This is a genomic window from Celeribacter sp. ULVN23_4 (genome assembly GCF_054788345.1).
This window is the reverse complement of sequence record NZ_JBTVYO010000001.1, coordinates 1,030,906-1,055,315: the sequence shown is the minus strand read 5'-3', so window position 1 is coordinate 1,055,315 and position 24,410 is coordinate 1,030,906. Positions and strand designations below refer to the sequence as shown.

Sequence of the window (24,410 nt, the reverse complement as noted above, 5' to 3'; positions counted from 1 at the left end):
ATGCTCTCTCCCGATTCGACCATGAGGAAATCTCAGTTGGTCTGAAGCCCCTCGGGCGCGCCGACCACGACAAAGGTCAGGTTCTGCGGATCATAAATGCGTTTGATCACCGCATTCACCTCATCCAAGGTCACCGCGTTCACCAAGTCGTTGCGGGTCTTGATATAGTCCGGCGACATGCCGTCCATTTGCATGCCGACAAGAATGCGTGCGATGGTGCCATTGCCGTCAAACCGCAACGGGTAGGCCCCGGTGAGATAGGTTTTGGTCATGTCCAGCTCTTCTTGGGTGAGACCGGTTTCAGCGAATTTCGCCCATTCGTCCTTCACCACGTCCACCGCCTTGGCAACAACGCCATTGCCGGAGGAGAACTGCCCCATGATCAGCTCCGCATGATCGAAAGGCACGAGGTAGGAGCCGACGCCATAGGTCAGACCGCGTTTTTCGCGCACCTCTTCCATCAGCCGCGAATCTCCATGGCCGCCCAACACTTCGTTGGCGATATAGGCCGGAATGAAATCCGGATCGTCGCGGGTGATGCCCTTTTGCCCGAAAAGGACCACCGATTGCGGAGTCTCAAAGGGCACAACGGTCATGCCGCCATGCAAAGCGGGCTCGACATTCTCCGGCAGCTCCGGCCCCGTCGCGGGCAAATCACCAAGCAGATCATCGAGCAGCGCAGACAGCTCATCGGCGGAAATGTCGCCCACGGCCCCGACATAAAGCCGGTCACGGGTCATCACACGGTCTTTGGCGGCGAACATGTCCTCGCGGGTCAGACCGGACACGCTTTCCACCGTACCATTGTCATCGCTGCCATAGGGGTGATCCCCGAAGGCGGCCTTGTAGAACGTGCTGGACGCAATTTCGCTCGGATCGGTCGCATTCGTTTTCAGGATCGACATGACCTGCCCTTTGACCCGGTCCACGGCGGACGGGTCAAAGCGCGGTTCCATGATCGCCTGACGCAGAAGCGCCAAAGTCTGATCGCGGTTTTCGGTCAGAAAGCGCGCGGAAATGCTCACAGTGTCCATGCCCGCGTTGAAATTGAAGCTGGCCGCCAGATCGTCGCGCGCCTCGGCAAAGCCCTGCGCGTCCATATTCCCCGCGCCCTCTTCGAGCGTCGCCATCATCAGGTTCACTTCGCCGCGTTTGCCCTCGCGGTCCAGCGCCGTGCCACCCCGGAACCGAATCTCCAGCGCGGTGAACGGAATCGAATGTTCCTCGACGAGCCACGCCTTGATCCCGCCGGGGGTCTCGACCGTTTGCACATCGACGGCGGCCTGCACCGGCAGGGTGAACCAGATCAGCGCTACAAGAGCTGCTACAAAGCGTTTCATCCGTCGGCTCCTTCATTGGTTTCAGGCATCAGCCAGCCGGTCACGGCGTGGCGACGGTCGAGCACCTCTTTTGCGGCGGCCATCACATCCTCCGGCGTCACAGCCTGCAAAATGTCGGGCCAAGCTTCGATATCATCCAGCGACAGACCAATCGCCAGCTCCTCGCCATAGCGGCGCGCCATGCCTTCGACATTGTCTTCGGCATAGATTTGGCTCGCGCGCAGTTGGGTTTTGAGCCGCTCGAATTGATCCATATCGATGCCATCGGTCATGAACTGCGCGAGAGCACCATCAAGCGCGGCCTCCGCATCTTCCATCGACTCTCCCGGCGTTGGCACGAGCGCGAAGCTGAAGGTCGTGTCATCCATGCTGGCCCCATCGTAATAGGCCCCGACATAGATCGCCTTCTGATCCTCGAACGTCAGTTTGCGGGCCAGATAGGAGGTCGTGGAATTACCACCCAGCAGGGAAGCCAGAATTTCAAGTGCCGCCGCCTTGGTCTGATCGCCGGGATCACGTTCCGGGGCAAGGTAACTGCGCATCACGGTCGGTTGCGACACCCGCGGGTCCGACATGGTCAACCGGCGCTCGGCCAGTTGCGGCGGCTCCTGCGGGCGGGCGCGTTCGCCCAATCCGGGCGTCGGCTCCAACGGACCGTACCATTTTTCCGCTAGCTGATGGACCTCTTCGGGATCGACATCGCCAGCGACCACGAGAATCGCGTTATTCGGCGCGTAGTAGCGGTGATAGAAATTGAACGCATCGTCGCGCGACAACTGCTCCATCTCCTGACGCCAGCCGATGATCGGGATGCCGTAGGGATGATTGAGATATTGCGCCGCGCGGGTTTGTTCGCGGAACAGCGCGCCGGGATCATTGTCCGTGCGCTGGTTGCGCTCTTCCAGAATCACCTGCCGTTCGGTCGTGACATCGTCCTCAGTCATTTCGAGATCGCGCATCCGGTCGGCTTCCATCTGCATCATGAGACCCAGACGGTCCGCCGCGACGCGTTGATAATAAGCGGTATAATCCCAAGAGGTGAAGGCATTGTCAGACCCGCCGTTGCGGGTCACCGTTTCCGACAGCTCCCCGGCCTTGAGATCATCCGTCCCCTTGAACATCAGGTGTTCGAGAAAATGCGCGATACCGCTTTTGCCTTGTGGCTCGTCAGCAGCCCCGATCTTGTACCACACGGTATGCGCCACCACGGGCGCACGGTGGTCTTCGAGCACAACGACCTCCATGCCGTTGTCGAGCTCGTAATGGCTCACCTCGGCCGCAAAAGCCGGGGAACTCAGCGCGATCAGCGCCGATGTCAAAGCGTATTTCATGAAAACACCCTTGTGCGTCAGAATTGACCTACTGTCGCGCCAAAGCGCAGGCAGGACAACAGGGCCTGACGCGGATGTGAAGCGAAACGATCAGGTTTGAAACTGGCTTAAAGCTGGCGGCGTGCTTAGTCTTGCGGCGGGGCGCTCGGCACTGCGATCCCGAGGGCGCGCAGGCGCAGCCATTCTTCATAGGCATCAAGCGCAAAGCGTTTGTACGCGCGCTCATAGCTGCCGCGGCCCGTACGTTTCTTTGCATCCGCTTCAGAAAGTTCGGCCCGGATCGTCGGGTCCACACCATAGCGGGACGCATAAGTCACGATTCCGCCATCGACGCCGCCGGTCGGCACACGGCCACCGAGCGCAACAATGGCATCGGCATTCGGCGTCTGATCCGTCAGATTGCTTCCACCCGGTGTCGGGGTGGGCAGATCGGAATAGTTCGCCGGATCTTGGAGAGGCTTATGGGTCGAGATCGCAAACTCATCGGGGCCGGTCTTCACCTGATTCGGCACACGCTCTCGATTTTGACCACAGGCCACTAGCGTGGTCAGAGCCATAAGGCACAAACCCGTCCGGAGCATATTCGAGACCATGAAAAACCTTCCTCCGCCAAATCGCGTCAGAGCATGTGTAGACGATGGGCGCGGCAAGGTCACGCCCGGTTTTTCGTCTCACCCGTGAAAAGGATAAGACCGAAGGCTCCCGCAAAGATTGCGATATCCGCAACATTGAAGGAATAAGGGTTAGAGAACCCGCAGCAGGACATATTCAAAAAGTCGGCAACAGCGCCGTAAACGATACGATCAATCGCATTGCCCAAAGCGCCGCCAACCAACAACCCTGCTGAGATCTGGGCCAGATTGGTGAAGCGCTCGCGCCGCACCCAGAACAGAACCCAGATCGAGATCACCACCGCCAAGGCCACCCAGCCCCAGCGCAGAAGATCGCCATGCCCGGACAAAAGCCCAAAATTGGCGCCCCGATTCCACGCCATGTGGAAAACGAGATAAGGCGGCAGGACATCGATCTGCCCCACCGCCTTGAGATTAAGGTATTGGACCACGGCCCATTTCGAGAGCTGGTCGATCACGAAGGTGATCAGTGCTGTCAGGGCAGTGGTCCGCATATTTACCTCGATTGCGTCTTAGTGACGGAAGTGACGCATGCCGGTGAGCACCATGGCAAGCCCGGCTTCGTTGGCGGCGTCGATCACTTCTTGGTCACGCATGGAGCCACCCGGCTGGATCACGCAGGAGGCACCCGCAGCAGCCGCTTCGAGAAGACCGTCAGCGAAGGGGAAGAACGCGTCGGACGCCACGGCGGAGCCTTTGGTCAGCGGTTCCGGCAGGCCCATGGCTTCGGCCATGCGCTCGGCTTTCTTCGCGGCGATCAGCGCGGAATCGAGACGGGACATTTGCCCTGCACCCACGCCCACGGTGGCCTGATCTTTGACGTAGACAATCGCGTTGGACTTCACGTGTTTCGCAACTTTCCAAGCGAACAGCAGGTCTTTCATCTGCTCCGGGGTCGGGGCTTTCTCGGTCACGACCTTCAGATCGTCCATACCAACGAAACCGGCATCCTTGTCTTGGAACAGGTAGCCACCTACGACCTGACGAATGGTGTTCGGTTTGGCCAGGACGTTCGGCAGACCTTCGGTGGTCAGAAGGCGCAGGTTCTTCTTGGCGGCGAAAATCTCTTTCGCTTCATCCGACGCGCCCGGCGCGATGACAACTTCGGTGAAAATCTCGGTGATCGCCTTGGCGGTCTCCGCATCCAGCGCCTTGTTCAGTGCGACGATGCCGCCGAAAGCCGAGGTGCGGTCACAATCGAACGCATTGTTGTAAGCGTCGAGAAGGGTCGCGCCTTTGGCCACACCGCACGGGTTGGCGTGTTTGATGATCGCCACGGCAGGCGTTTCCGCCGGGTCAAATTCGGCCACAAGTTCAAACGCCGCGTCGGTGTCGTTGATGTTGTTATAGGACAGCTCTTTGCCCTGATGCTGAACAGCCGTCGCAACACCCGGACGCTCGGAACCATCGACATAGAAAGCCGCAGACTGGTGCGGGTTTTCACCATAGCGCAGGGTCTGTTTGATCTGACCGGCAACCACGCGGCGACGCGGTGCAGCTTCGCCAATCGCATCGGCCATCCAGTTGGACACGGCGGCGTCATAAGCGCCGGTGCGGGCATAGGCGATCTGTGCCATTTTCTGACGGAAGGCGTAGGAGGTCTGGCCGTCGTTGGCGTCCAGCTCTGCGATCAGAGCGTCGTAATCTTCGACATCGACAACGGTGGTCACAAACCCGTGGTTTTTCGCCGCTGCACGGATCATCGCCGGACCGCCAATGTCGATGTTCTCGATCATTTCGTCATACTCGGCGCCACGGGCCAGAGCGGCCTCGAACGGATAGAGGTTCACGATCAGAAGATCGATGCCGCCGATGCCGTGTTCTTCCATCGCGGAGACATGCTCGGCATTGTCACGCAGCGCCAGAAGGCCACCATGCACACGCGGGTGCAGCGTTTTCACGCGGCCATCCATCATTTCCGGGAAGCCGGTCACCTCGGAGACGTCTTTGACGTCGAGGCCCGCATCGCGCAGCGTCTTGGCGGAACCGCCGGTGGACAGAAGTTCGACCCCCTTGGCAGACAGCGCCTTGCCCAGATCAACGAGGCCAGTTTTGTCGGATACGGAAAGAAGCGCGCGCTTCACGGGATAGAGGTCGGTCATGGTGGCAGTCCATCTTTAAGGCGGTCAGATCAGCTTAGGTCTCGTCGTCCATCTCAAGATCGCGGAGCGTCGTTGGCGTCTCCTGCGCCTTGGCCAATGTCCAACGGACACGGGTCGCATAATCCATTGCCGCCGCAGATAGAACCACTTGTTTCGCTGCACGGGGCTTTAAGCGGTTTTTTTCGAGGTAAACCGACCTTTCCAAGCTCAATTTCGCGCGACCATCATGGCGGAACACCCAAATCTCCCCGGATTTGAGCGCCAGAGACACAGCCGTGCCGCCCATATCAATCTCCGCATCCACGTCCGGGTGAAGGTGAAACCGGACCTGAAACGGGATGCCTTGGAGCTTGAGCTTGTCCATCATCCGGTCGAATTGACGTTCGTCTGCCTCGGTGATTGTCGCCAGCGTGTCCTCGCCCGCGATCCCGCGCCCGTCTTTCGACAGCTCGATCTGCCGGATATGCGTCAGCCCATGCGTTTTACCGTAGCCATTATGCCCGGCAACAAATCCGCCGCCATCTTCGCTGGCGCGCAGTTCAAGCCGCACATCATCGGGCACATCCACAAGCAGCTCGCGCATATGGCCACCGACCATCCGCTTTGCCCCGAGGCGGGAGGAGGAGAACCCTTCGATCCCAAGCGTCGAATGCGAGGGCGTCGCCCGCCCGGCCCGACGCCATTCCGGCCCGAAACTGCCACCCGCGCCGCAGTTGACGATCACAGGTCTGCGCCCGGAGGTCAGTTCGAACGCCAAGGTCGAAGCATGCGCATTAAACGAGGCCTCCACTCTCGGCGGCGGCGCGACATCGACGATGATCGAGGTCCGGCCAGCCGCAAGGCGCAGGAAACCCATGTGGAGCCCCTGCCCCGGAGGGGTCTTGTTGCCGGAAGAGGCCAGCGCATGATCGAGCCGCCCCTCGGCCCCGCGCCCGCCGCCATGGAACCGTGCTAAGCCACCATCGGAATGGCGCAACGCCCGCAGCGTCGGCGCAATTCGTTCAATCGCGGCCAGATGCGCCTCATCAGCAATCTTACCAGCTTCTGAAAGCGCCGCAGCGGCCCAGGTCAACAGCGTGAAAACATCCAGCAAGTCTTCTGGATTGCGCGTCGGAATACCGCCCTCCGCGTCAATCTCCGTCTCACACTCCTTCGCCAAAGCCTTCACCGCAGGCGCGACGTGCTCCTCCATGCCCACAAGCGACAGGCCCGCATAGATCAAACCGGTGAGCGCCTCGAACCGGGGCAAGCCGGGGCTGGCCGTCTGCCACCGGCGGGACAGGAAAATCGTTTGTTGGCCAAGGGTTTGGTAGAACGCGTTTGAAACGCTGGTTTCCTGACCGGAGAGGAAAAACAGCGCGTGGTGAATCCAACGGATGAGACGCCGCCCGGTCAGGTCCGGCGTCCATCCCGGCCCCTTGCCGCGCGCATAGCGCTCCATCCAGTCCTTGATCCAATCCTGCGCCCGGTGCCGCGCATTGTAATCGCCAACGGCGGCCAGATCGTCGAGCCAGGCAAAGCCGTGGATTTCTTCCACAAAGCCCGACGCGGGCGCTTCGATATCCCAGATCGAAGCATTCGGCGCCTCGACCAGATAGCCTGCAAACAGGAAATTGCCGCCGATCAGCTGGCGACCACGCGCGAAGGAACCGATGGATTTGGGTTCAGGCTGGGAAACGAATCCCATTGCGGGTTTTGCACGCGCTGCACGCCACGCATGAAACCTGTTCATGCGGCGGACGTTCTTCGCGCGCCAATCCTCGCTTTGCGACATTGCCTGCCCCAGCCTGTCGGTTCATTTTCGTTTGCCTACGGAAGATAACGGCGACGTCTCGGGATGTCATCGGGAAATCCCCGCCTGTCACCCTCGTCGCAACACCGTGATGAAGAAACCATCCATCCCGCCGCGCTCCGCCCAGTAATCCGGACGGGTGCGCAAGCCTTCCTCGCCGATCCATTCCGGATCGACACCGGGGATGTTGAGCGCCTCAAGATCGAGCTTGAGATCAGGGTGGCGGACCATCGCGTCGCGGACCTGTTCCTCACCCTCGTCAATGAGCAGGGAACACGTGCAATAGACCAGTTTTCCGCCGGGTTTGAGCATGCCCAGAGCCCGGTCGATCAGATGTTCCTGCAGCTCAAACAGACCCGGAAAATCCGAGCCGTCCTTCACATGCGGCAAGTCCGGGTGACGCCGGATCGTCCCCGTCGCGGTGCAAGGCGCATCGAGCAGAATCGCATCGAAATCCGCCCCTTCGTACTCCAACGCATCGCCAACGGCGATTTCCGCCGACAGGCCGCAGCGCGACAGGTTTTCCTGCACCCGGCTCATCCGCGATTCGGAAATATCGAGCGCCGTGACATTGGCGCCCATTTGCGCGAGCTGCATGGTCTTGCCGCCCGGCGCGGCGCACATATCGAGCACCCGAGCGCCCGCCTCAGGCGCAAGGATTCGCGCGGGCAGGCTGGCAGCAGCGTCTTGCACCCACCAGTCCCCGGCCTCGAACCCATCGAGTTTGGTGACCTGAACAGCACCGTTCAAACGCACGGCCCCGGTCGGAAGAACCTCACCACCCAGCTTTTCAGCCCAAGCGTCGGCGTCGGCCTTGACCGTCAGATCAAGCGGCGCACCCTGCACCTGCACCGCCTCCATCGCGCTGACGGTCGCTTTACCGAAATCCGCCACCAAAGGTTTGCGCAGCCATTTCGGCAGCATCGGAGCGGGCAGGCTGTCCCATTTCGCCTTCTCCGCATCAATCTTGCGCAGCACCGCGTTGACCAGCCCTTTGAAATGGCTGGATTTCGGGCGCTCCTGCATAAGAGCCACATAAGCGTTGACCACACCATGTGCGGCCTCCCCCGCCGCACAAATCTCGAACACACCAAGGCGCAGTGCATTCATCACATGCGGCGCGGGACGTTTCGTGAGGTGCGGGCCAAGCATCCGGTCGCAGCGATCAATCACGCGCAGAGCCTCGGTCACGATCCTCTGGGAGCGGGCGCGATCTTCGGGCGTGAGATCCTTGGTCCGTTGCAACAACACTTCGGACAGAAGCCGTTTCTCTACGAGCACGGCATCCAGAAGGGCCAAAGCGGCCCGGCGGGCGGCAAGCCCCGCGACATCAGACGATCTTGTTTTCATGGTCCAACCCCGTATATCACAAGGGCAAGCCGGACAAGATCATCCGAAGGACTTCCCCATGAGCGACCAAACGCCAGACCGTGACATCTCCCACCTGCCGCCCGCCGCCCAGCGCGCGCTGGCTGAAGCCGAAGAACGGCGCAAGGCACGGGAAGAGGCCGTCAAAGCCATGCCCACGGAACTTGGCGGGCGCGACGGCCCGGAACCGGTGCGCTATGGCGACTGGGAGAAAAAAGGCCTCGCCATCGATTTCTAAAAGAAAAAACCCGCGGAACTCCGCGGGTTTTGTTTTGGGTATTTGGGCTTCGAGGAAGCTCAGAGGCCCAACACGTCGAGCATATCGTATTCGCCCGGCTTCTGCCCCTGCCCCCAAAGCGCGGCTTTCAAAGCGCCCTTGGCGAACAGCGACCGATCAGAAGCGACATGGCGCAGGATGATGCGCTCGCCCTCGCCCGCGAACATCACGTCATGCTCGCCAACAATGTCGCCACCGCGAATGGCGGAGAACCCAATATCCCCTTTTTTGCGTGCGCCGGTGATGCCATCGCGGCCCGAATCGCGCACGTCCTCAAGCTTGACACCGCGTCCTTCGGCAGCGGCCTCGCCCAGCATCAAAGCCGTCCCCGAGGGCGCGTCCACCTTGCGGTTGTGGTGCGCTTCGATGATCTCGATGTCGTAATCCGCATCCAAAGCGGCGGAGACCATTTTCGTCAGCTTGGTCAAAAGGTTGACCCCAAGCGACATATTGCCCGCGCGTATGATCGTGGCGTGACGCCCTGCAGCGGCGATCTTGCCGAGATCTTCCTCGGTCATACCGGTCGTGCCGATGACATGCACGCAACGCGCCTGCGCGGCGAGCCCGGCGAATTCGACGGTCGCGGCGGGGGCAGTAAAGTCGATCACCGCCTGCGCATGGGCGAAGGCCTCAAGCGCATCGTCGGTGACACTCACGCCCAGCGCGGCACCGCCCAGCGCCTCGCCCACATCGCGGCCGATCCAATCGCTGCCCGCGCGCTCGACAGCACCCACGAGTTTGCATTTGTCCGAGGCCACGACGGTTTTGATCAACATCTGGCCCATCCGGCCGGACGCGCCGGTGATGACAATGCCGGGAAGCTCGCTCATGTTTTTACTCCATCTCTCAGTCGCGCGAGGTTTAGCGTGTGCAACCGGCTTTGGCAAAGCCCGCTTGCATGAAAGAGCAATCGAGACTATCTCGCGATCATGGCAAAACGATCTCATTCCGGCGGACCCTCGGGTTCGCATCGCACCCTTCGCGTTGGTGAAGCTATCCGGCGACGTCTATCGGAGATTCTGACCCGTGGCGAAATTCATGATCCAGACCTCACCGCGATGTCGATCACGGTGGGCGAAGTCCGTGTGACCTCCGATCTGCGCATCGCGACCGCCTATATCCTGCCGCTCGGCGGCAAATCGGCTGGCACCGCTCTCGAAGCGCTGCGCCGCAACAAGGGCGAGATTCGTCATCAGATCGGCAAGACGCTTGGCATCAAGCACACGCCGGAACTGAAATTCGAGTTCGACGACACGTTCGACCGGATGGACGCCACGCGCAAAATGTTCTCCGATGAACGCGTCCAGCGCGACATTCATCACGATGATCGCGACGGCGACCAAGACGAAGAAGAATAACAAGGAAACGCAATGGCCCGACGCAAGAAGGGGCGCGCAGTTCACGGTTGGCTGATCGTGGACAAGCCCGCTGGCATGACCTCGACCTCCGTCGTCAACAAGGTGCGCTGGGCGTTTGACGCCCAGAAAGCGGGCCATGCGGGCACGCTCGATCCGGATGCAACCGGCGTTTTGGCCGTGGCTTTGGGCGAGGCGACGAAAACCGTCCCGTTCATCACCGAAGCGCTGAAATGCTATCGTTTCTCCGTGCGGTTCGGTCAGGCAACGAATACTGACGATGCCGAGGGCGAGGTGATCAAAGAGAGCGATGCGCGTCCGACCGACGATCAGATTCTCGACGCCCTGCCGCAGTTCGAAGGCGACATCATGCAGGTGCCGCCGAAATTCTCCGCCGTGAAAATCGACGGGGAACGGGCCTATAAACTGGCGCGCGACGACGAGGACTTCGAAATTGCCGCCCGCCCGCTCTATGTCGAAGAGCTGAAATTCATCGAACGTGTTGATGCCGATCACGCGCTGTTCGAGATGACCTGCGGCAAAGGCGGCTATGTGCGTGCGATTGCCCGTGATCTCGGTGAGGCGCTCGGCTGTCACGGTCATGTCGAATGGCTGCGCCGCGAATGGTCCGGGCCTTGGGATGCCGAAGAGGGCATTTCCATCACCGAGATCGACGAAATGGCGAAGACCGAAGCGCTCGACGCCTATCTGCGCCCGATCGAAGAAGGGCTTGCCGATCTCGATGAGGTGATGTGCACGCCGGAAGGGGCCACGCGCCTGCGCAACGGCAATCCCGGCATGGTCTATCCCGCCGATGGCGTTGAGTATGGCGATGAGGTCTGGGCTTCTTTCGAAGGCAAACCTGTCGCCGTCGGACGTTACAAATCGGGCGAATTGCACCCGTCGCGCGTGTTCAACCTCTGAGCATCGACCTGATCGCTTGCCTTAGCAGTCCGAAACCGCCATTCAGAGCCCATGATCACACGCACCCACACCAAGGGCGACGCGCCCTCCACCGCCGTTTATTCCGATTGCGAACGCTACCGTTATTCTCTTGTGCGGACGTGGGAGCCGGAGGGGCGTAAAGCGCTCTTCGTCATGCTCAACCCCTCGACCGCCACGGAAGTGCAGAACGATCCCACGGTGGAACGCTGCGAACGGCGGGCGCGGACGCTTGGGTTCGGGGCGTTTTGCGTGACGAATATCTTTGCTTGGCGCGACACCGATCCAAAGAAAATGCGCGCTGCAAGCGATCCGGTCGGACCGGAAAATGACGCGGCCATTCACGACTGGGCGCTTTGGGCGGATCAGATCGTCTGTGCCTGGGGCACCCATGGCGCGCATCTGGACCGCGGCGCGAAGGTCGAACGGCTTTTGCGCGGCACGGGCCGTGACCTCTATCACTTGGGCCTGTCGAAAGCGGGGCATCCGAAACACCCGCTCTATATCGCTTACACGCAGCAGCCGGAGCTTTGGGGCTGATCAAGCGGCGGACAAGGCCGTCGGACTGATCTCGACCACAATATCGTCGACCGTGGCCCCCGGCGCCCCCTCAAGCAGGGCAACCAATTCTCCGTTGACGAGCACCTGACTGGATAGCCCGTCTTCCGTCTCGCGTACTTCGACATTCATCGCTCCATCAGAGGACGCATCCGGGTCGAGCGTCACATGCAAAATGTCTTCGCCGACCGCGAAATCGGTGATCTTGGCATAGTTGTCGTCCAAGTTAGCATCGTAAGACAGCCAGAACACATCGGCCCCCGCGCCGCCCGTCACTGTGTCCTCCGCATCCATCACAAGCGTATCCTCCCCGTCGCCGCCATAAAGCCTGTCGGCCCCGGCATCCCCGGATAAGACATATGCCGATCCGGTGTCATTGCCCGCGTGGATTTCATCATTCCCATCGCCACCGGACAGGATCGCCATGCCATCGCCGCCGTAAATCGTGTCATTGCCTGCACCGCCGTCGACGATTGCAGCATCATCACCCGTCGCGATCACGTCATCCCCGTCACCGCCGACCACAAGATTCAGCGTCCCTTTGGTCTCCACCGTCCAAGCTCCATCCTCGTCACGGGTCAGAGAGGCATCGGTGCCGCCCTGCATCGCGTCATCGGCCAAGATAAGGGTTTCGCCTTCATCACCCAAAACATACTCCACCACCTCTCCGGTCGGCGTTCCACTCGCGGTCTCAGTGTCCTCATTGGGGGTGATCGCTTCGCCCTCCGCATCTCCCACCGGGCCAGCCTCATCGGGTCTCTCCGGATCGTTCACCGTGATCACCACTTCATCAGAGCTACCTTCCGGCCCCGGCGCGTCTGGTTCCTCCGGATCATTCGGCGCAGTCGCGCCGAAATCCCCCAGCTCGCTTAACTCATAAACCGCGCTTTCTCCGTTCTCAGGATCGATACTCTCGACCGAAATATCGGCAACAGGAAGCGTATCAGCCCCAAGGAAAGACAGGATGGTTTCATCCTCTTCAGTCGCATAGGACAAGCTGATCCCAAGCGCATTGCCCGCCTCGTCGGTCAGAGATTCAACAATGAAATCGCCGGTCAGCCCATCGCCAACCGTCAGCGTGACGTGATCCTCGCCCTCAGTAAAATCAGCGAAGAACGTCTCCCCCGAACCTTTGGACACCTCGTAGTCCTCGCCTGATATGTCATCGCCGGACATATCTTGCGATATCTCGCGCTCATCGAGCTCATCGGGAGAGGCCGCCTCCACTTCACTCTCGACAGAAGACTGCGCATCTGTCGCCTCCTCCTCAGACACGGCCTCAACGGTTTCTTGCGAGACATCGCCATCATCTCCGGGAATCGCATCAAGCAAATCACCCGTCCCTGCCCCCTCCTGAGGCGCGGCCGTATCGGGCGCTTCGGATTGCCCTCCAAGCGCCTCATCAGCCGCCTCATCATCTGCGTCCTTGAGAAAGGCCATTTCCGTCAAAGCAAACGCCGCAGGCGCCAGTCCCAACATCGCCAGAGCCCATAACATGTGCCCACACCTCACAAAATCCACCCGGCCCCAGATTACATTCGGCCCTTTGAAATGAAAGAAAAAAGTCTAGAAAATTTAATCTAAACAGCTGTTAACAAAGGTTAATTTTCATTTGCTTTCAAATGTGTTTAAAGAGGAGGGAGAAACCCGTGCATTTGAGGCATAACATGGCAGAACAGGACACCGACCTGAGCAAGGATATCAAAGCGCTGACAGAAGAGCTGGATCGCCTGAACGGACATAAGTTCATCCGCATTCATAACTCCAAACTGCGCATGATGTGGTTTCAATTCTTGCGCGGGCTGGCCTTCGGCTTCGGCTCCGTTGTGGGCGCCTCCATTGTGGTGTCTATCGTCGGCTTCATGCTGAACCAAATGGAAGTTGTGCCGATCATCGGCGACTGGGCCAAGCAACTGGCCAGCGAAATCATGAGCGAGACGCAACGGGTCGAGACCGGACAATAAGCCGAAAACTCTTTCTTTTTCAGAAGAATCCGGTTAAACGCGCGCATTCCCGGACCTCTGCGTCGGGAAGATTCTCCAAGGGCCCTGCTGGACGACATCCCGGCTTGCGCCATAACCCTTTGTTTTCGAAAGGAGACCCCGATGTCGATCACTGTTGAAGAAAAAGCACGCCTGATCAAGGAATTCGGCACCAAAGAGGGCGACACCGGTTCCCCCGAAGTGCAGATCGCTATCCTGTCCTCGCGTATCGCGACGCTCACCGAGCACTTCAAAACCCACAAGAAAGACAACCACGGTCGTCGTGGCCTGCTCAAACTCGTTGCTCAGCGCCGCAAGCTGCTCGACTACGTGAAAGGCAAAGACGAAGCCCGCTACCAGTCCATCATCGAACGTCTGGGCCTGCGTCGCTAAGCCAGCACGGCCACCTTACGTCCCCGCAGTCCGATTTTTCGGCCCCCGCGGCGTTGATCCAAACGGGTGGCATTGCTGATGTGATCTTTCAGATCCTCCGGGGAACCGGGGGGTCTTTTTTTTGTGCCGTGAACCTTTTCAGTGGTCGCGCCTATCGAATTTCAATTGATTGACCGGGATGCAGAGGCAGCGTGCCTCAGATACCATTAGCGCGTCTTGTCCAGTTTGCGGATCATAGCGGCAAGCTTCTGCCCGATGACTTGTGAGCCCTTTTTCGACGGGTGGATCATATCCATACCGTGAAAGGAGCGATCGCCATTGGGAACAAGGTCTGAAACATCGAGGAAATAGACCCCATCCATCGCACGCACCATGTTCGAGATCCGCGCCTCAAAGGCATCGCCAAGCGGGCGGCAGGAATCAATTGCGCTGTCGACACCCGGGCTGCGCAGATAACCAACATAGATCACGCGCGCGCCATGGCTCCTGATCTTGCCCACCAAATCCGGGATGACCCCGAGCTGCCCGTTCGGCGAAATCATGCGGGACATCTTGCGATCACATTTGTTGCACCCACACCCCAGCATAAGGTCATTGCCGCCGCCGTTGATCACCACCCAGTCCACAGCGTCATTGCGATACTGTTTGGTGATATTCAGCCCCATCGCTCCGGTGATCGGCAAAGCATAGAGAATACGGGCCCCGCCAACAGCGCGGTTCTCGACTTCCTCCCCCAGCGCCCTTTCCATCGCATCACTGATGGAACTGCGCGACACGAGATGCCAGGCCATCATGGAATCCCCGAGAGCGAGAATACGAGGGTCGTCCTCAGCGGTTTCGATCGGAGTGACACTTCCGGCCGGTGCGGCTCTGGAGGCAATTGCGTTACCATTGGCGCTTGCGCTTCCACTCGCGGCAACGGTAAAGAACAGAATTGTCAGGAGAGTTTTCATTTGGGCATGCAACATTGGTAGCGCTTTTCGATCCGGCGACACAAAAAAGATTCGTTGGCCCACCCAGCCTGTTCAATCAGAAATGCCACAGACTCAACCTATAAGGGAATAAAAAATTCCCGCCGGACCCAAAATAGTTAATTTTACCAATGTTCTCCATTTGTACCTTAATTTTCCCCGCAAATAACAGCCAAAACATCCGTTTTCACCTTATTTCACCGACACCATAGTCTTTCCTTGTTTCAAGGGGTGACATCTGCATTCTCCCCACAAAATTCCAACAAGGGGAAAATATTATGGAATTGGGAGTCTGGATCAGCCTGATCCTTTATTTTGCGCTGATGCTCGCCATCGGCTTTTACGCGTGGCGCAAGTCCACAGACACGGCCGAAGGCTATGTTCTGGGCGGGCGCAACCTTCACCCGGCCGTGGCGGCCCTCTCGGCAGGCGCCTCCGACATGAGCGGCTGGCTTCTGCTCGGTCTGCCCGGCGCGCTTTACGCCTCCGGCCTGATCAACGCATGGATCGGCATCGGCCTGTTTGTCGGCGCGCTGATCAACTGGATCGTCGTCGCCCCGCGTCTGCGCGAACAAACCCAGCGTTACGACAACAGCCTGACCATTCCGGAATTCCTGTCGAACCGCTTCCCGACCGCAGCAATCACTCTGCGCGTTGTCTCCGCCCTGATCATCGTCGTGTTCTTCGCTGTCTACACGGCTTCCGGCCTCGTCGGCGGCGGCAAGTTGTTCGCTTCCGCTTTTAACGGCTCCTACATGACCGGCGTGATCCTCACCCTCGGCGTGGTGCTCATCTACACCGTCTTCGGCGGCTTCCTCGCCGTGTCGCTCACCGACTTCGTGCAAGGCTGCATCATGATGTTCGCACTGATCATCATGCCGATCGTGATCCTCACCACCGGTCAGGGCAACGGCGTCGAACAGGCCGCAGAACGTCTCGCGACCGAAGTGGACCCGAACTACCTTTCGATGACCCACGGGCTCACCGTGGTCGGCTTCCTCTCCACCGTCGCATGGGGCCTTGGCTACTTCGGCCAGCCACACATCATCGTGCGCTTCATGGCCGTCCGCTCCGTCAAGGAAGTCGGCACCGCACGCAACATCGCGATGCTTTGGATGGCGATCTCGCTGATCGGCGCCATCGGCGTTGGCGTATTCGGCCGCACCTATATGGAGCGCAACGGCCTGACGCTGGACGATCCGGAAACGATCTTCATCGTGCTTGCCGAGCTGCTGTTTAATCCGCTGGTGACCGGCTTCCTCTTCGCCGCCCTTCTGGCCGCGATCATGTCCACCGTCTCCTCGCAGCTTCTGGTGTCCTCTTCGTCCCTGACCGAAGACTTCTACAAAGTGTTCTTCCGCCGCAAAGCCTCCGATCAGGAGTTGGTGAACGTCGGACGGCTTTGCGTAGCGCTCGTCGGTGTGGCCGCGATCCTGATCGCCTCTGACCCGACCTCCAACGTGCTGGGTCTCGTGTCCAATGCATGGGCAGGCTTCGGCGCCGCCTTCGGCCCGCTGATGATCCTGTCGCTGACATGGAAACGCATGACCGGCGCAGGTGCGGTCGCGGGTCTCATCTTCGGTGCCGGCACCGTGGCTGTCTGGATCATGACCGGCCTGAACAAGTCCTTCATGGGCGAAGGCCTCTATGAAATCATCCCGGGCTTCATCGTCTCCGCCATCGCCATCGTCGTGGTCAGCCTCCTGACCAAAGACAAAGGCGAGTTCCGCGCGGTGGAAACGCCTGCCGAGTGATCGGACCTAAAATCTACGAAAATGCGAACGGGCGGCCATGTGTCGCCCGTTTTCCTATGTTTCAGCCCTAACTCGCGACTTGGCGCAGAGCGCATTTTGCTGTATGCGCCTTGACCATCTGAGACGTAACGCAACAGACCCCGGCGTTGTGAAGAGAAGATATGGGGTCGGCGGCAATGGGGCCGCCAGATAAACGGGAGACCCGAGAGGGCTCGGGAGTGCTCCCAAGTAGGATACACTTGATGTTCAACGAAGTGAAAAAATCGATCCAGTGGGGCGAAGAAACCCTCACGCTGGAAACGGGCAAGATTGCCCGTCAGGCCGATGGCACCGTCATCGCCACCCTTGGCGAAACCTCGGTGATGGCCAACGTCACCTTCGCCAAACAACAGAAAGAGGGTCAGGACTTCTTCCCCCTCACTGTTCACTACCAAGAGAAATACTACGCCGCCGGTAAAATCCCGGGTGGCTTCTTCAAACGCGAAGCGCGTCCGACCGAGAAAGAAACGCTCACCGCGCGTCTGATCGACCGTCCGATCCGCCCGCTTTTCGCATCCGGCTTCAAAAACGAAGTTCTCGTGATGTGCACCGTGCTGTCGCACGATCTGGTCAACGACCCGGATGTCGTCGCGATGATCGCCGCCTCCGCTGCGCTGACCATCTCCGGCGCTCCGTTCATGGGCCCGATCGCTGGCTGCCGCGTGGGCTTCGAAGATGGCGAATACATCCTGAACCCGACCGTCGACGACATGCAGGACCTGCGCTCCAACCCGGATCAGCGCCTCGACCTCGTCGTGGCAGGCACCAAAGACGCCGTGATGATGGTGGAATCGGAAGCTTACGAGCTGACCGAAGAAGAAATGCTCGGTGCCGTGACCTTTGCTCATGAGCAAATCCAGCCGGTCATCGACTGCATCATCGATCTCGCCGAAGAGTCCGCCAAAGAACCCTTCGACTTCCAGTCCCCGGATTACTCCGCGCTCTACGAAGTGGTGAAAGCTGCTGGCGAAGACAAAATGAAAGCCGCTTACGCGATCCTCGACAAACAGGAACGTGTCGCTGCAGTCTCCGCCGTGAAGGAAGAGATCAAAGCCGGTCTTTCTGAAGAACAACTCGAAGACTCGAACCTCGGCTCCGCGCTGAAAAAGCTCGAATCCACCGTGCTGCGGTCTTCCGTTGTGAAAGAAGGCAAACGCATCGACGGTCGTGCTCTGGATCAGGTGCGCTCGATCACCTGCGAAACCGGAATTCTGCCGCGCACCCACGGCTCCGCTCTGTTCACCCGTGGTGAAACTCAGGGCCTCGTCGTGACCACGCTCGGCACCGGCGACGATGAGCAAATCATCGACGCTCTGCATGGCAACTTCCGCTCCAACTTCCTGCTGCACTACAACTTCCCGCCGTACTCGGTTGGTGAAGTGGGCCGTGTCGGTTCCCCGGGTCGTCGTGAAATCGGTCACGGCAAACTGGCATGGCGCGCCCTTCAGGCCGTTCTGCCTGCCGCCACCGACTTCCCCTACACGATCCGCGTGGTCTCCGAGATCACCGAGTCGAACGGCTCCTCCTCGATGGCTTCCGTCTGTGGTGGCTCCCTGTCGATGATGGACGCTGGTGTGCCGCTTAAAGCCGCTGTGGCTGGTGTGGCCATGGGCCTCGTGCTCGAAGACGACGGTGAGTTCGCAGTTCTGACCGACATCCTCGGCGACGAAGATCACCTCGGCGACATGGACTTCAAAGTGGCTGGCACTGAGAACGGCATCACCTCGCTGCAGATGGACATCAAAGTGCAGGGCATCACCCCGGAGATCATGAAGCAAGCTCTCGCTCAAGCGAAAGAAGGCCGCATGCACATCCTCGGCGAGATGAACAAAGCGCTGTCCGGCGCGGGTGAATTCTCCGCTCACGCCCCGCGCATCGAAACCATGCAGATCCCGACCGACAAGATCCGTGAAGTGATCGGTTCCGGCGGCAAGGTCATCCGCGAGATCGTGGAAACCTCCGGCGCGAAAGTCGACATCAACGACGAAGGCATCATCAAGATCGCGTCCGCCAACGGCGACGCCATCAAGAAAGCCTACGACATGATCTATTCGATCGTGGCCGAGCCGGAAGAAGGCGTGATCTACAAAGGCAAAGTCGTGAAACTCGTCGATTTCGGCGCGTTCGTGAACTTCTTCGGCAAGCGTGACGGCCTCGTGCACGTCTCGCAAATCGAAAACCGCCGCTTGAACCACCCGTCCGACGTTCTCAAAGAAGGTCAGGAAGTTTACGTGAAACTTCTCGGCTTCGACGACCGTGGCAAAGTCCGTCTCGGCATGAAAATGGTCGATCAGGAAACTGGCGAAGAAGTTAAGAAAGAGGAAGAAGCCGAGTAATCGGACTTTTCCTTCTCGAAATAGAAAAGCCCCGTTTTTGCGGGGCTTTTTTGTTTGCCAAGTCATACAAACAACGTGACAAATATTCACACATACCTTCCAGGTTCGCCCTTAAGCTGATCGGAGAAATTTCTCTGAATCTTGTCGGCGACCCGAATCGCAAGCGCCTATCCGGCACGTGCTGGATAGTAGCCTGCACTCTTCATATTCTAATTATAACGCCCCCAAAGCCATGCCCCACCGTCGTCAACATCACCTTCGCATCGCCGTCGCGTCTCTGACCCGCAGACGCCCCCTTATGGTTCAGGCATTGATCGCCTCTTGGGGGCAGATGGACTTGCCTGAGAACTGTCAAATCCGCTGTCTAATTGTCGAAAATGACGATCAGCCGCATACCCGATCGATTGTCGCCGCGCGCCCGACTTTGCAAAACGGCCTAACGCTTGACTATGCTTTGGAGACAGAAATCGGCATCCCTTTCGCACGCAACCGAGCGGCGCAAAATGCGCTGTCGCATGGGGACGATTTGCTGGTGTTCGTCGATGACGATGAAACCGTGACGCGGGACTGGCTGGTTCGCCTGATTGAGGGCTACAGGCAGAGCGAGGCCGTGTTATTAGGTGCCCCTGTTCGCACATCTCCCCCCCCAGAGGCACTCAGCGCCTTCCAGTCGCTCATGTATGAAAATCTGTTCCTTGCTCAGCAAAAGCTCGAACAGCGCACGGCAGAAACCGCGACTTTGAACACGCCCGGACGTGCGGTCATTGGCACTGGTAACTGGATCGCCGAGACACGTCTATTTCGCGACGAAGGCATTTGGTTCGACCCCAAGCTGCGCTATTCCGGTGGAGAGGACACCAAGTTTCTGGAAGATGTGAAGGCCCGCGGCTTCACCGTCGGCTGGGTCAAAGAGGCCATCACATATGAAACCGTGCCCGTCGCACGTCTCAGCCTGAGGTATCAATGTCGCCGGGCCTGCGATCAGGCCAATAACGGCTTCCACGGTAAAATCGCGGAGCGCCCGAGCCGGCGGTACAAGATTTTCCTAAGACTCCCCGCCAAGCTGCTCCAGTTCCTCACGGTGCTATTGACCCTCCCATTCCGCAGAAAAAGCGCACCGTTGAAACTGGCCCGAATTGCCGGAGGCTATTGGGGAAAAGTCAGTGCCGCGTTGGGAAGGCGCTCGAAACATTACACAACGACCACGGGTCACTAAAGCGTTCGACCAAAAACCTGAAACACGGCTTTTGGCCGAACGCCGTGCAACATATGAACGTCGCACGCGCCCAGCCTGTATCTGATGTCTCAAGTTAAAGGCCGGACGCTTTAAACGCTAAGGTTACGCCCCAAACCACCGTTTCGCGCACAAATCCTCGACGCTTTCCGCTTCGATCTGATCGACCTTGCGCATCACGCGGCGGAGGTGATCTGCCTCGTTCTGGGTCATGTTCGAGCCGCGTTTGATCTTGGCCTGAAGCTCGCTGTTCGAGCGTGTGTAATAGTGATTGAGCTGGATATGATCGGCGGAATAGAAGCCCGGCTTTTTGCGGTCATTTGCGGAGGCCCGTTGACCTGCGTCGTTCACGCTGTCGCTCGATCCGTCCGTCTCAATAGAATGCACCTTGATCGCCGTCACATGGCACGGGTCCACGATCATCTTGAAATTGCACATGCCTTTTAAGGGGCTCATCGGGTCCGGGTGACGGCGGGTATAATTCGGCACGATCCCGCCCTCAGGCGCCTCCTCAAATCCATTGCGGCCAAACATGTGCCACGGCAGGGAAATATTCACCTCATCGTCCAGATCCGCCAGACATTCGAGCAGCGTCTCAGCCGATCTCGGCACCAAAAATTCGTCCACGTCGATAAACGACATCCAGCGAAACTGATCCCCGAAATTCGCCACCGCATGGGCGTAGGCCAAAACCTGATTGTGAATTTCCGCCCCGCTGGCCGCATCAGATAGCTTTTGGTTCCAAGGGATCACCGTCACGTTCTGCACCCCGACGGCGGCCACAAGCTGCACCAGCGTCCCGTCCGTCGAGCCATTGTCATAGACGTAGAAATGCCGCACGCCCGCCTTGGCGTGGAAGCGCCCCCATTCGCCGATATGGCGCTCCTCGTTGCGCACGATCAGGACAATCGCGAGACCATGACGGTCCGCCATAGGCGCGGGCGGATTAAGCTTGATCCGAGAGATGGATTTTGTGCGGCGCAGTGCTGAAAACATAAAAAACCCCTGTTCACGAGCACCATAAGAAAGATCGGCACAGGCGAACAGGGGCGATTTTACACGGCCTTCAAGCCGGCGCGTTTAAAGCGTTTCGACTTTAACTTGATCTATCACATAAAGTCGAAACGCCCGCTCCGCTTGGACGTTGCACCGCGTTTCTGCTCAAACCCTGTTTCAGGTTTAAGTAGAAACGCTTTAGGCTTTCACGAAACGCAGGTAGGGGAGCTTGATGTCCACCTCACCGAATTTCTCGGCAGCCTGCTCATCGGTGAGCGACAGAGCCGCGATCACGTCCTGACCCGTGGTCCAGTTTGCCGGGGTGGCCAGCGGCACACCGTAGGTTTTCTGCAGACCGTCGAGCGCGCGAAGCACCTCGGCAAAGTTTCGGCCCACGGACATCGGGTAAGTCATGATGAGCTGAACTTTTTTGTCCGGGGAGATGATAAACACAGAGCGCACGGAGGCGGAGTCTGCGGCGGTGCGGCCATCCGGCAGGTAAGCATCGGCCGGCAGCATATCGAAAGCTTTCGAGACAGCCAGATCGGTGTCGGCGATGATCGGGAAACCTGCTTTGGCCTTCGAGAAACCTTCGATGTCAGATTTCCACTGCACGTGCTCATCTGCACCATCAACAGAGAGACCGATCACTTTCGTGCCGCGCTTTTCCCATTCTTCGGAAAGCTGAGCCACGGCACCGAATTCGGTGGTGCAAACGGGGGTAAAGTCTTTCGGGTGGGAGAACAGGATCGCCCAGCTGTCACCAATCCAGTCGTGGAAGGTGATCTCACCCTGATCGGTCATGGCGGTAAAGTTCGGAACGATGTCGTTAATACGAAGACCCATGGTCATCTCCTCTATAAGTGCGTGGTTCACAAACTTAGATACATTCTAATGTTGTAATTTCCACCCCGGATATGGAAACCGCGACACATTTACTCGGGTTATTCAGAACGGACATTTCGCTGTGAAAGACAGCCCCGCGCCGCCATCCGGGTGACGGAACCGTAGCTGTTCTGCGTGCAACATCAAGCGCGGAGCGTCCCGCGCCTCGCCCGTCGCATAAAACGGATCGCCCATGATCGGATGCCCAAGCGTCAGCATATGCACCCGCAGCTGGTGCGAACGGCCAGTCTTGGGCATCAACCGCACCCGCGTTTGATTGTCCTGGTACCGCACCACCCGCCAATCGGTGACGGCGGGCTTGCCGGTGTCATGGCAGACCATCTGCTTCGGGCGGTTCGGCCAATCGACGATCAACGGCAGATCGACCGTCCCGGTCTTCTCAGCGAGATGACCATGCACCCAGGCGACATAGGTTTTCTTCGTCTGCCGCTTTTCGAACTGGAGCCCGATATGACGCTGCGCATGGGGCGTCAGGGCGAAGACCATCACCCCCGACGTATCCCGATCCAGCCGGTGGATCAAAAGCGCCTCGGGAAACGCCGCCTGAATGCGGGACATCAGACAATCGGCGAGATGCTCGCCCTTGCCCGGCACGGACAAAAGTCCCGATGGCTTGTCCACCACGAGAATCTCATGATCCATATGCAGGATGTTCAGCGGCTCTTGCGGCGGATTGTAATTGTCACTCATCAGGGTCTCTTTCATCCCCGCGCAGTATCACGCACGAGTCACATTGGCAAAGACGCTGTCGAGGATCTCACTCAGCCGGTCCGCGTCCTCCTGCGTGAAAGCATCCGGGAAATCGCTGTCGATATCAAAGACACCCAGAAGCTCACCTTGCGCAGTCTGCACCGGCAGGACCAATTCGGAACGCGTCGAGGAGGCGCAGGCGATATGCCCTTCGAACGCCTCGACGTCGGGGACAAGCTGCACTGCGCGGGTGCGGGCACAGGCGCCGCAGACACCGCGTGAAAACGGGATGACGAGACAACCATGCCCCCCCTGATACGGCCCGATCTTCAACAGGTCTTCGGAGACGGTGCGATAGAACCCCGTCCAATGAAACCGGTCATCCGATTGATGCACCTCACAAGCCAGCGTCGCCATCAAAGCGATCTCGTCGGTTTCCCCATCGCAAAGTGCAGCAACCCGAGCAGACAATCCGTCATAATCGGCCATGTGTTTTTCCTTTCCTGCGGCGTGCAAACCCATTGGTAAGATTTTCGTCCTAGGATCAAGCCCGATACAGACACAAAGGGACGGCATATGAAACTGACCCATCAGGATTTTGAGGACGTGCGCATCGTGACCGTCGTCGAAAACCGCATCGATGCGGCCTGCGCCATTCAGTTCAAGGATAAAATGCGCGCGTTAAGCGACAGCGGCCCGGCGCGTATCATTCTTGATCTCGGCCAGGTCGAATTCCTCGACAGTTCCGGGCTTGGCGCCGTGGTTGCGGCGCTCAAGGCGGTGCGGCATGGCCAGCGCCTCGAACTCGCCGCGCTGCACCCGACCGTGCAACGGGTGTTCCGCCTCACCCGGATGGACACGGTCTTCACCATCCACGCCAATGTCGCCGACGCCATCGCAGGAATTGCAAATGCGTCCTGAGGGCAATCTCAAACAACAGCGGCCCCGCGCGGTCCCACCGCATCCGAGAGAGAGCATCTTGAGACTGATCATTCCGGCAACAGAAGCCGCTGTGCGGCGCGGATTGGAAAGCATCAAATCCGGGTTAAGGCCGTCCGGGTATTCTCAGGATGAGCTTGCCAGCCTTGAGATTGTTCTGGCCGAGGCTTTGAACAACATCGTGGAACACGCCTATGTCGCGCACATGGGGGGTGTGATCGAAATTCATCTCACGCCGACGGCAAACGGCCTGTGGTGCACCATTCTCGACAACGGTCACATGATGCCTGACGGCAAGCCGCCTCTCGGGCGGCAGATCGATCTCAATTGCGATATCGCCGACCTGCCCGAAGGGGGGTTCGGATGGTTTCTGATCCGGGAGCTGGCCCACGAACTTGAATACGAGCGCGAAGGGGATCACAACCGCCTGCGCTTTCGCATGTCGATTGGTCAGACGGCCTGAGCGTCAGGGA

General features: G+C 59.1%; 25 protein-coding genes. 11 read left to right on the top strand and 14 right to left on the bottom strand.

Annotated features, from left to right (window positions below; genetic code table 11):
* Nucleotides 1-32: 32 nt before the first annotated feature.
* The 7 genes from ACYBHZ_RS05205 to ACYBHZ_RS05175 all read right to left on the bottom strand — a co-directional run bounded on the left by ACYBHZ_RS05205 (nt 33) and on the right by ACYBHZ_RS05175 (nt 8,547).
* Nucleotides 33-1,340 (bottom strand): M16 family metallopeptidase, encoded by a 1,308-nt coding sequence (locus ACYBHZ_RS05205; RefSeq protein ID WP_460273147.1) that lies wholly within the window; start codon nt 1,338-1,340, stop codon nt 33-35.
* A complete protein-coding gene (locus ACYBHZ_RS05200; RefSeq protein WP_460273146.1) occupies nt 1,337-2,671 on the bottom strand; it encodes a M16 family metallopeptidase in 1,335 nt (444 codons plus the stop codon). Before ACYBHZ_RS05200 ends, ACYBHZ_RS05205 begins: the two co-directional genes overlap by 4 nt.
* Before the next feature lie 125 nt (nt 2,672-2,796).
* Entirely contained in the window at nt 2,797-3,228 is a 432-nt protein-coding gene (locus ACYBHZ_RS05195; protein ID WP_460273145.1) for a DUF3035 domain-containing protein, read from the bottom strand.
* Nucleotides 3,229-3,323: 95 nt separating this feature from the next.
* Nucleotides 3,324-3,797 carry a signal peptidase II gene (gene lspA, locus ACYBHZ_RS05190; protein ID WP_460273144.1) on the bottom strand — a complete coding sequence of 158 codons (474 nt, stop codon included), beginning with the start codon at nt 3,795-3,797 and terminating at the stop codon, nt 3,324-3,326.
* An 18-nt stretch (nt 3,798-3,815) separates the two neighbouring features.
* The gene (purH, locus tag ACYBHZ_RS05185; RefSeq protein WP_460273143.1) at nt 3,816-5,405 is read right to left on the bottom strand and encodes a bifunctional phosphoribosylaminoimidazolecarboxamide formyltransferase/IMP cyclohydrolase; all 1,590 of its coding nucleotides are present in this window, start codon (nt 5,403-5,405) and stop codon (nt 3,816-3,818) included.
* Between the two features lie 34 nt (nt 5,406-5,439).
* On the bottom strand, nt 5,440-7,179 hold the full coding sequence (locus ACYBHZ_RS05180; RefSeq protein WP_460273142.1) for a heparinase II/III family protein: 1,740 nt from the start codon (nt 7,177-7,179) through the stop codon (nt 5,440-5,442).
* An 87-nt stretch (nt 7,180-7,266) separates the two neighbouring features.
* Nucleotides 7,267-8,547 (bottom strand): RsmB/NOP family class I SAM-dependent RNA methyltransferase, encoded by a 1,281-nt coding sequence (locus ACYBHZ_RS05175; protein WP_460273141.1) that lies wholly within the window; start codon nt 8,545-8,547, stop codon nt 7,267-7,269.
* 58 nt (nt 8,548-8,605) lie between these two features.
* Here ACYBHZ_RS05175 and ACYBHZ_RS05170 point away from each other — a divergent pair, with 58 nt between their 5' ends.
* Nucleotides 8,606-8,803, top strand: a complete 198-nt coding sequence (locus ACYBHZ_RS05170) for a DUF1674 domain-containing protein (RefSeq protein WP_460273140.1) — start codon at nt 8,606-8,608, stop codon at nt 8,801-8,803.
* A 59-nt stretch (nt 8,804-8,862) separates the two neighbouring features.
* Here ACYBHZ_RS05170 and dapB read toward each other — a convergent pair whose 3' ends face one another.
* On the bottom strand, nt 8,863-9,672 hold the full coding sequence (dapB, locus tag ACYBHZ_RS05165) for a 4-hydroxy-tetrahydrodipicolinate reductase (RefSeq protein WP_460273139.1): 810 nt from the start codon (nt 9,670-9,672) through the stop codon (nt 8,863-8,865).
* Between the two features lie 99 nt (nt 9,673-9,771).
* On the opposite strand from dapB, the gene rbfA reads away from it, so the two are divergent.
* From rbfA to ACYBHZ_RS05150, 3 genes are read left to right on the top strand one after another with little or no spacing between them, the layout of a single operon-like run.
* The gene (gene rbfA, locus ACYBHZ_RS05160; protein ID WP_460273138.1) at nt 9,772-10,200 is read left to right on the top strand and encodes a 30S ribosome-binding factor RbfA; all 429 of its coding nucleotides are present in this window, start codon (nt 9,772-9,774) and stop codon (nt 10,198-10,200) included.
* Between the two features lie 12 nt (nt 10,201-10,212).
* Nucleotides 10,213-11,121 (top strand): tRNA pseudouridine(55) synthase TruB, encoded by a 909-nt coding sequence (truB, locus tag ACYBHZ_RS05155; RefSeq protein WP_460273137.1) that lies wholly within the window; start codon nt 10,213-10,215, stop codon nt 11,119-11,121.
* A 51-nt stretch (nt 11,122-11,172) separates the two neighbouring features.
* Nucleotides 11,173-11,679 (top strand): DUF1643 domain-containing protein, encoded by a 507-nt coding sequence (locus ACYBHZ_RS05150; protein ID WP_460273136.1) that lies wholly within the window; start codon nt 11,173-11,175, stop codon nt 11,677-11,679.
* Here ACYBHZ_RS05150 and ACYBHZ_RS05145 read toward each other — a convergent pair whose 3' ends face one another.
* The gene (locus ACYBHZ_RS05145; RefSeq protein WP_460273135.1) at nt 11,680-13,194 is read right to left on the bottom strand and encodes a calcium-binding protein; all 1,515 of its coding nucleotides are present in this window, start codon (nt 13,192-13,194) and stop codon (nt 11,680-11,682) included. It lies immediately after the preceding gene.
* 170 nt (nt 13,195-13,364) lie between these two features.
* On the opposite strand from ACYBHZ_RS05145, the gene ACYBHZ_RS05140 reads away from it, so the two are divergent.
* Both ACYBHZ_RS05140 and rpsO read left to right on the top strand, forming a co-directional pair.
* Entirely contained in the window at nt 13,365-13,661 is a 297-nt protein-coding gene (locus ACYBHZ_RS05140; RefSeq protein ID WP_460273134.1) for a DUF5665 domain-containing protein, read from the top strand.
* Between the two features lie 141 nt (nt 13,662-13,802).
* Complete coding sequence (gene rpsO / locus ACYBHZ_RS05135; RefSeq protein WP_460273132.1) at nt 13,803-14,072, top strand: 30S ribosomal protein S15; 270 nt, start codon at nt 13,803-13,805, stop codon at nt 14,070-14,072.
* A gap of 206 nt (nt 14,073-14,278) precedes the next feature.
* Here the strand turns inward: rpsO and ACYBHZ_RS05130 are convergent, their stop codons facing one another.
* Nucleotides 14,279-15,040 (bottom strand): SGNH/GDSL hydrolase family protein, encoded by a 762-nt coding sequence (locus ACYBHZ_RS05130; protein WP_460273131.1) that lies wholly within the window; start codon nt 15,038-15,040, stop codon nt 14,279-14,281.
* A gap of 281 nt (nt 15,041-15,321) precedes the next feature.
* Between ACYBHZ_RS05130 and putP the strand changes: the two genes are divergently transcribed.
* The 3 genes from putP to ACYBHZ_RS05115 all read left to right on the top strand — a co-directional run bounded on the left by putP (nt 15,322) and on the right by ACYBHZ_RS05115 (nt 20,388).
* The gene (gene putP, locus ACYBHZ_RS05125; RefSeq protein WP_460273130.1) at nt 15,322-16,797 is read left to right on the top strand and encodes a sodium/proline symporter PutP; all 1,476 of its coding nucleotides are present in this window, start codon (nt 15,322-15,324) and stop codon (nt 16,795-16,797) included.
* Nucleotides 16,798-17,039: 242 nt separating this feature from the next.
* Nucleotides 17,040-19,172 carry a polyribonucleotide nucleotidyltransferase gene (pnp, locus tag ACYBHZ_RS05120; protein WP_460273129.1) on the top strand — a complete coding sequence of 711 codons (2,133 nt, stop codon included), beginning with the start codon at nt 17,040-17,042 and terminating at the stop codon, nt 19,170-19,172.
* Nucleotides 19,173-19,470: 298 nt separating this feature from the next.
* The gene (locus ACYBHZ_RS05115) at nt 19,471-20,388 is read left to right on the top strand and encodes a glycosyltransferase (protein WP_460273128.1); all 918 of its coding nucleotides are present in this window, start codon (nt 19,471-19,473) and stop codon (nt 20,386-20,388) included.
* A 123-nt stretch (nt 20,389-20,511) separates the two neighbouring features.
* Here the strand turns inward: ACYBHZ_RS05115 and ACYBHZ_RS05110 are convergent, their stop codons facing one another.
* The 4 genes from ACYBHZ_RS05110 to ACYBHZ_RS05095 form a co-directional block, all read right to left on the bottom strand.
* Nucleotides 20,512-21,402: a glycosyltransferase family 92 protein gene (locus tag ACYBHZ_RS05110; protein ID WP_460273126.1), complete on the bottom strand. Its 891-nt coding sequence runs from the start codon at nt 21,400-21,402 to the stop codon at nt 20,512-20,514.
* A 198-nt stretch (nt 21,403-21,600) separates the two neighbouring features.
* The gene (locus ACYBHZ_RS05105; protein ID WP_460273125.1) at nt 21,601-22,248 is read right to left on the bottom strand and encodes a peroxiredoxin; all 648 of its coding nucleotides are present in this window, start codon (nt 22,246-22,248) and stop codon (nt 21,601-21,603) included.
* A gap of 102 nt (nt 22,249-22,350) precedes the next feature.
* On the bottom strand, nt 22,351-22,998 hold the full coding sequence (locus ACYBHZ_RS05100) for an RluA family pseudouridine synthase (protein WP_460273124.1): 648 nt from the start codon (nt 22,996-22,998) through the stop codon (nt 22,351-22,353).
* 27 nt (nt 22,999-23,025) lie between these two features.
* Nucleotides 23,026-23,487, bottom strand: coding sequence for a GAF domain-containing protein (locus ACYBHZ_RS05095; protein WP_460273123.1), 462 nt, complete (start codon nt 23,485-23,487; stop codon nt 23,026-23,028).
* Nucleotides 23,488-23,574: 87 nt separating this feature from the next.
* On the opposite strand from ACYBHZ_RS05095, the gene ACYBHZ_RS05090 reads away from it, so the two are divergent.
* Together ACYBHZ_RS05090 and ACYBHZ_RS05085 are read left to right on the top strand one after the other, a co-directional pair.
* A complete protein-coding gene (locus ACYBHZ_RS05090; RefSeq protein WP_460273121.1) occupies nt 23,575-23,919 on the top strand; it encodes an STAS domain-containing protein in 345 nt (114 codons plus the stop codon).
* Between the two features lie 58 nt (nt 23,920-23,977).
* Entirely contained in the window at nt 23,978-24,400 is a 423-nt protein-coding gene (locus ACYBHZ_RS05085; protein ID WP_460273120.1) for an ATP-binding protein, read from the top strand.
* Nucleotides 24,401-24,410: the final 10 nt, after the last annotated feature.

Bases quoted from the DNA above. Each gene is read 5' to 3' on its own strand.
- ACYBHZ_RS05205 (WP_460273147.1), bottom strand. From the start codon at position 1,340: ATGAAACGCTTTGTAGCAGCTCTTGTAGCGCTGATCTGGTTCACCCTG.
- ACYBHZ_RS05200 (WP_460273146.1), bottom strand. From the start codon at position 2,671: ATGAAATACGCTTTGACATCGGCGCTGATCGCGCTGAGTTCCCCGGCT.
- ACYBHZ_RS05195 (WP_460273145.1), bottom strand. From the start codon at position 3,228: ATGGCTCTGACCACGCTAGTGGCCTGTGGTCAAAATCGAGAGCGTGTG.
- lspA (WP_460273144.1), bottom strand. From the start codon at position 3,797: ATGCGGACCACTGCCCTGACAGCACTGATCACCTTCGTGATCGACCAG.
- purH (WP_460273143.1), bottom strand. From the start codon at position 5,405: ATGACCGACCTCTATCCCGTGAAGCGCGCGCTTCTTTCCGTATCCGAC.
- ACYBHZ_RS05180 (WP_460273142.1), bottom strand. From the start codon at position 7,179: ATGTCGCAAAGCGAGGATTGGCGCGCGAAGAACGTCCGCCGCATGAAC.
- ACYBHZ_RS05175 (WP_460273141.1), bottom strand. From the start codon at position 8,547: ATGAAAACAAGATCGTCTGATGTCGCGGGGCTTGCCGCCCGCCGGGCC.
- ACYBHZ_RS05170 (WP_460273140.1), top strand. From the start codon at position 8,606: ATGAGCGACCAAACGCCAGACCGTGACATCTCCCACCTGCCGCCCGCC.
- dapB (WP_460273139.1), bottom strand. From the start codon at position 9,672: ATGAGCGAGCTTCCCGGCATTGTCATCACCGGCGCGTCCGGCCGGATG.
- rbfA (WP_460273138.1), top strand. From the start codon at position 9,772: ATGGCAAAACGATCTCATTCCGGCGGACCCTCGGGTTCGCATCGCACC.
- truB (WP_460273137.1), top strand. From the start codon at position 10,213: ATGGCCCGACGCAAGAAGGGGCGCGCAGTTCACGGTTGGCTGATCGTG.
- ACYBHZ_RS05150 (WP_460273136.1), top strand. From the start codon at position 11,173: ATGATCACACGCACCCACACCAAGGGCGACGCGCCCTCCACCGCCGTT.
- ACYBHZ_RS05145 (WP_460273135.1), bottom strand. From the start codon at position 13,194: ATGTTATGGGCTCTGGCGATGTTGGGACTGGCGCCTGCGGCGTTTGCT.
- ACYBHZ_RS05140 (WP_460273134.1), top strand. From the start codon at position 13,365: ATGGCAGAACAGGACACCGACCTGAGCAAGGATATCAAAGCGCTGACA.
- rpsO (WP_460273132.1), top strand. From the start codon at position 13,803: ATGTCGATCACTGTTGAAGAAAAAGCACGCCTGATCAAGGAATTCGGC.
- ACYBHZ_RS05130 (WP_460273131.1), bottom strand. From the start codon at position 15,040: ATGTTGCATGCCCAAATGAAAACTCTCCTGACAATTCTGTTCTTTACC.
- putP (WP_460273130.1), top strand. From the start codon at position 15,322: ATGGAATTGGGAGTCTGGATCAGCCTGATCCTTTATTTTGCGCTGATG.
- pnp (WP_460273129.1), top strand. From the start codon at position 17,040: ATGTTCAACGAAGTGAAAAAATCGATCCAGTGGGGCGAAGAAACCCTC.
- ACYBHZ_RS05115 (WP_460273128.1), top strand. From the start codon at position 19,471: ATGGTTCAGGCATTGATCGCCTCTTGGGGGCAGATGGACTTGCCTGAG.
- ACYBHZ_RS05110 (WP_460273126.1), bottom strand. From the start codon at position 21,402: ATGTTTTCAGCACTGCGCCGCACAAAATCCATCTCTCGGATCAAGCTT.
- ACYBHZ_RS05105 (WP_460273125.1), bottom strand. From the start codon at position 22,248: ATGGGTCTTCGTATTAACGACATCGTTCCGAACTTTACCGCCATGACC.
- ACYBHZ_RS05100 (WP_460273124.1), bottom strand. From the start codon at position 22,998: ATGAGTGACAATTACAATCCGCCGCAAGAGCCGCTGAACATCCTGCAT.
- ACYBHZ_RS05095 (WP_460273123.1), bottom strand. From the start codon at position 23,487: ATGGCCGATTATGACGGATTGTCTGCTCGGGTTGCTGCACTTTGCGAT.
- ACYBHZ_RS05090 (WP_460273121.1), top strand. From the start codon at position 23,575: ATGAAACTGACCCATCAGGATTTTGAGGACGTGCGCATCGTGACCGTC.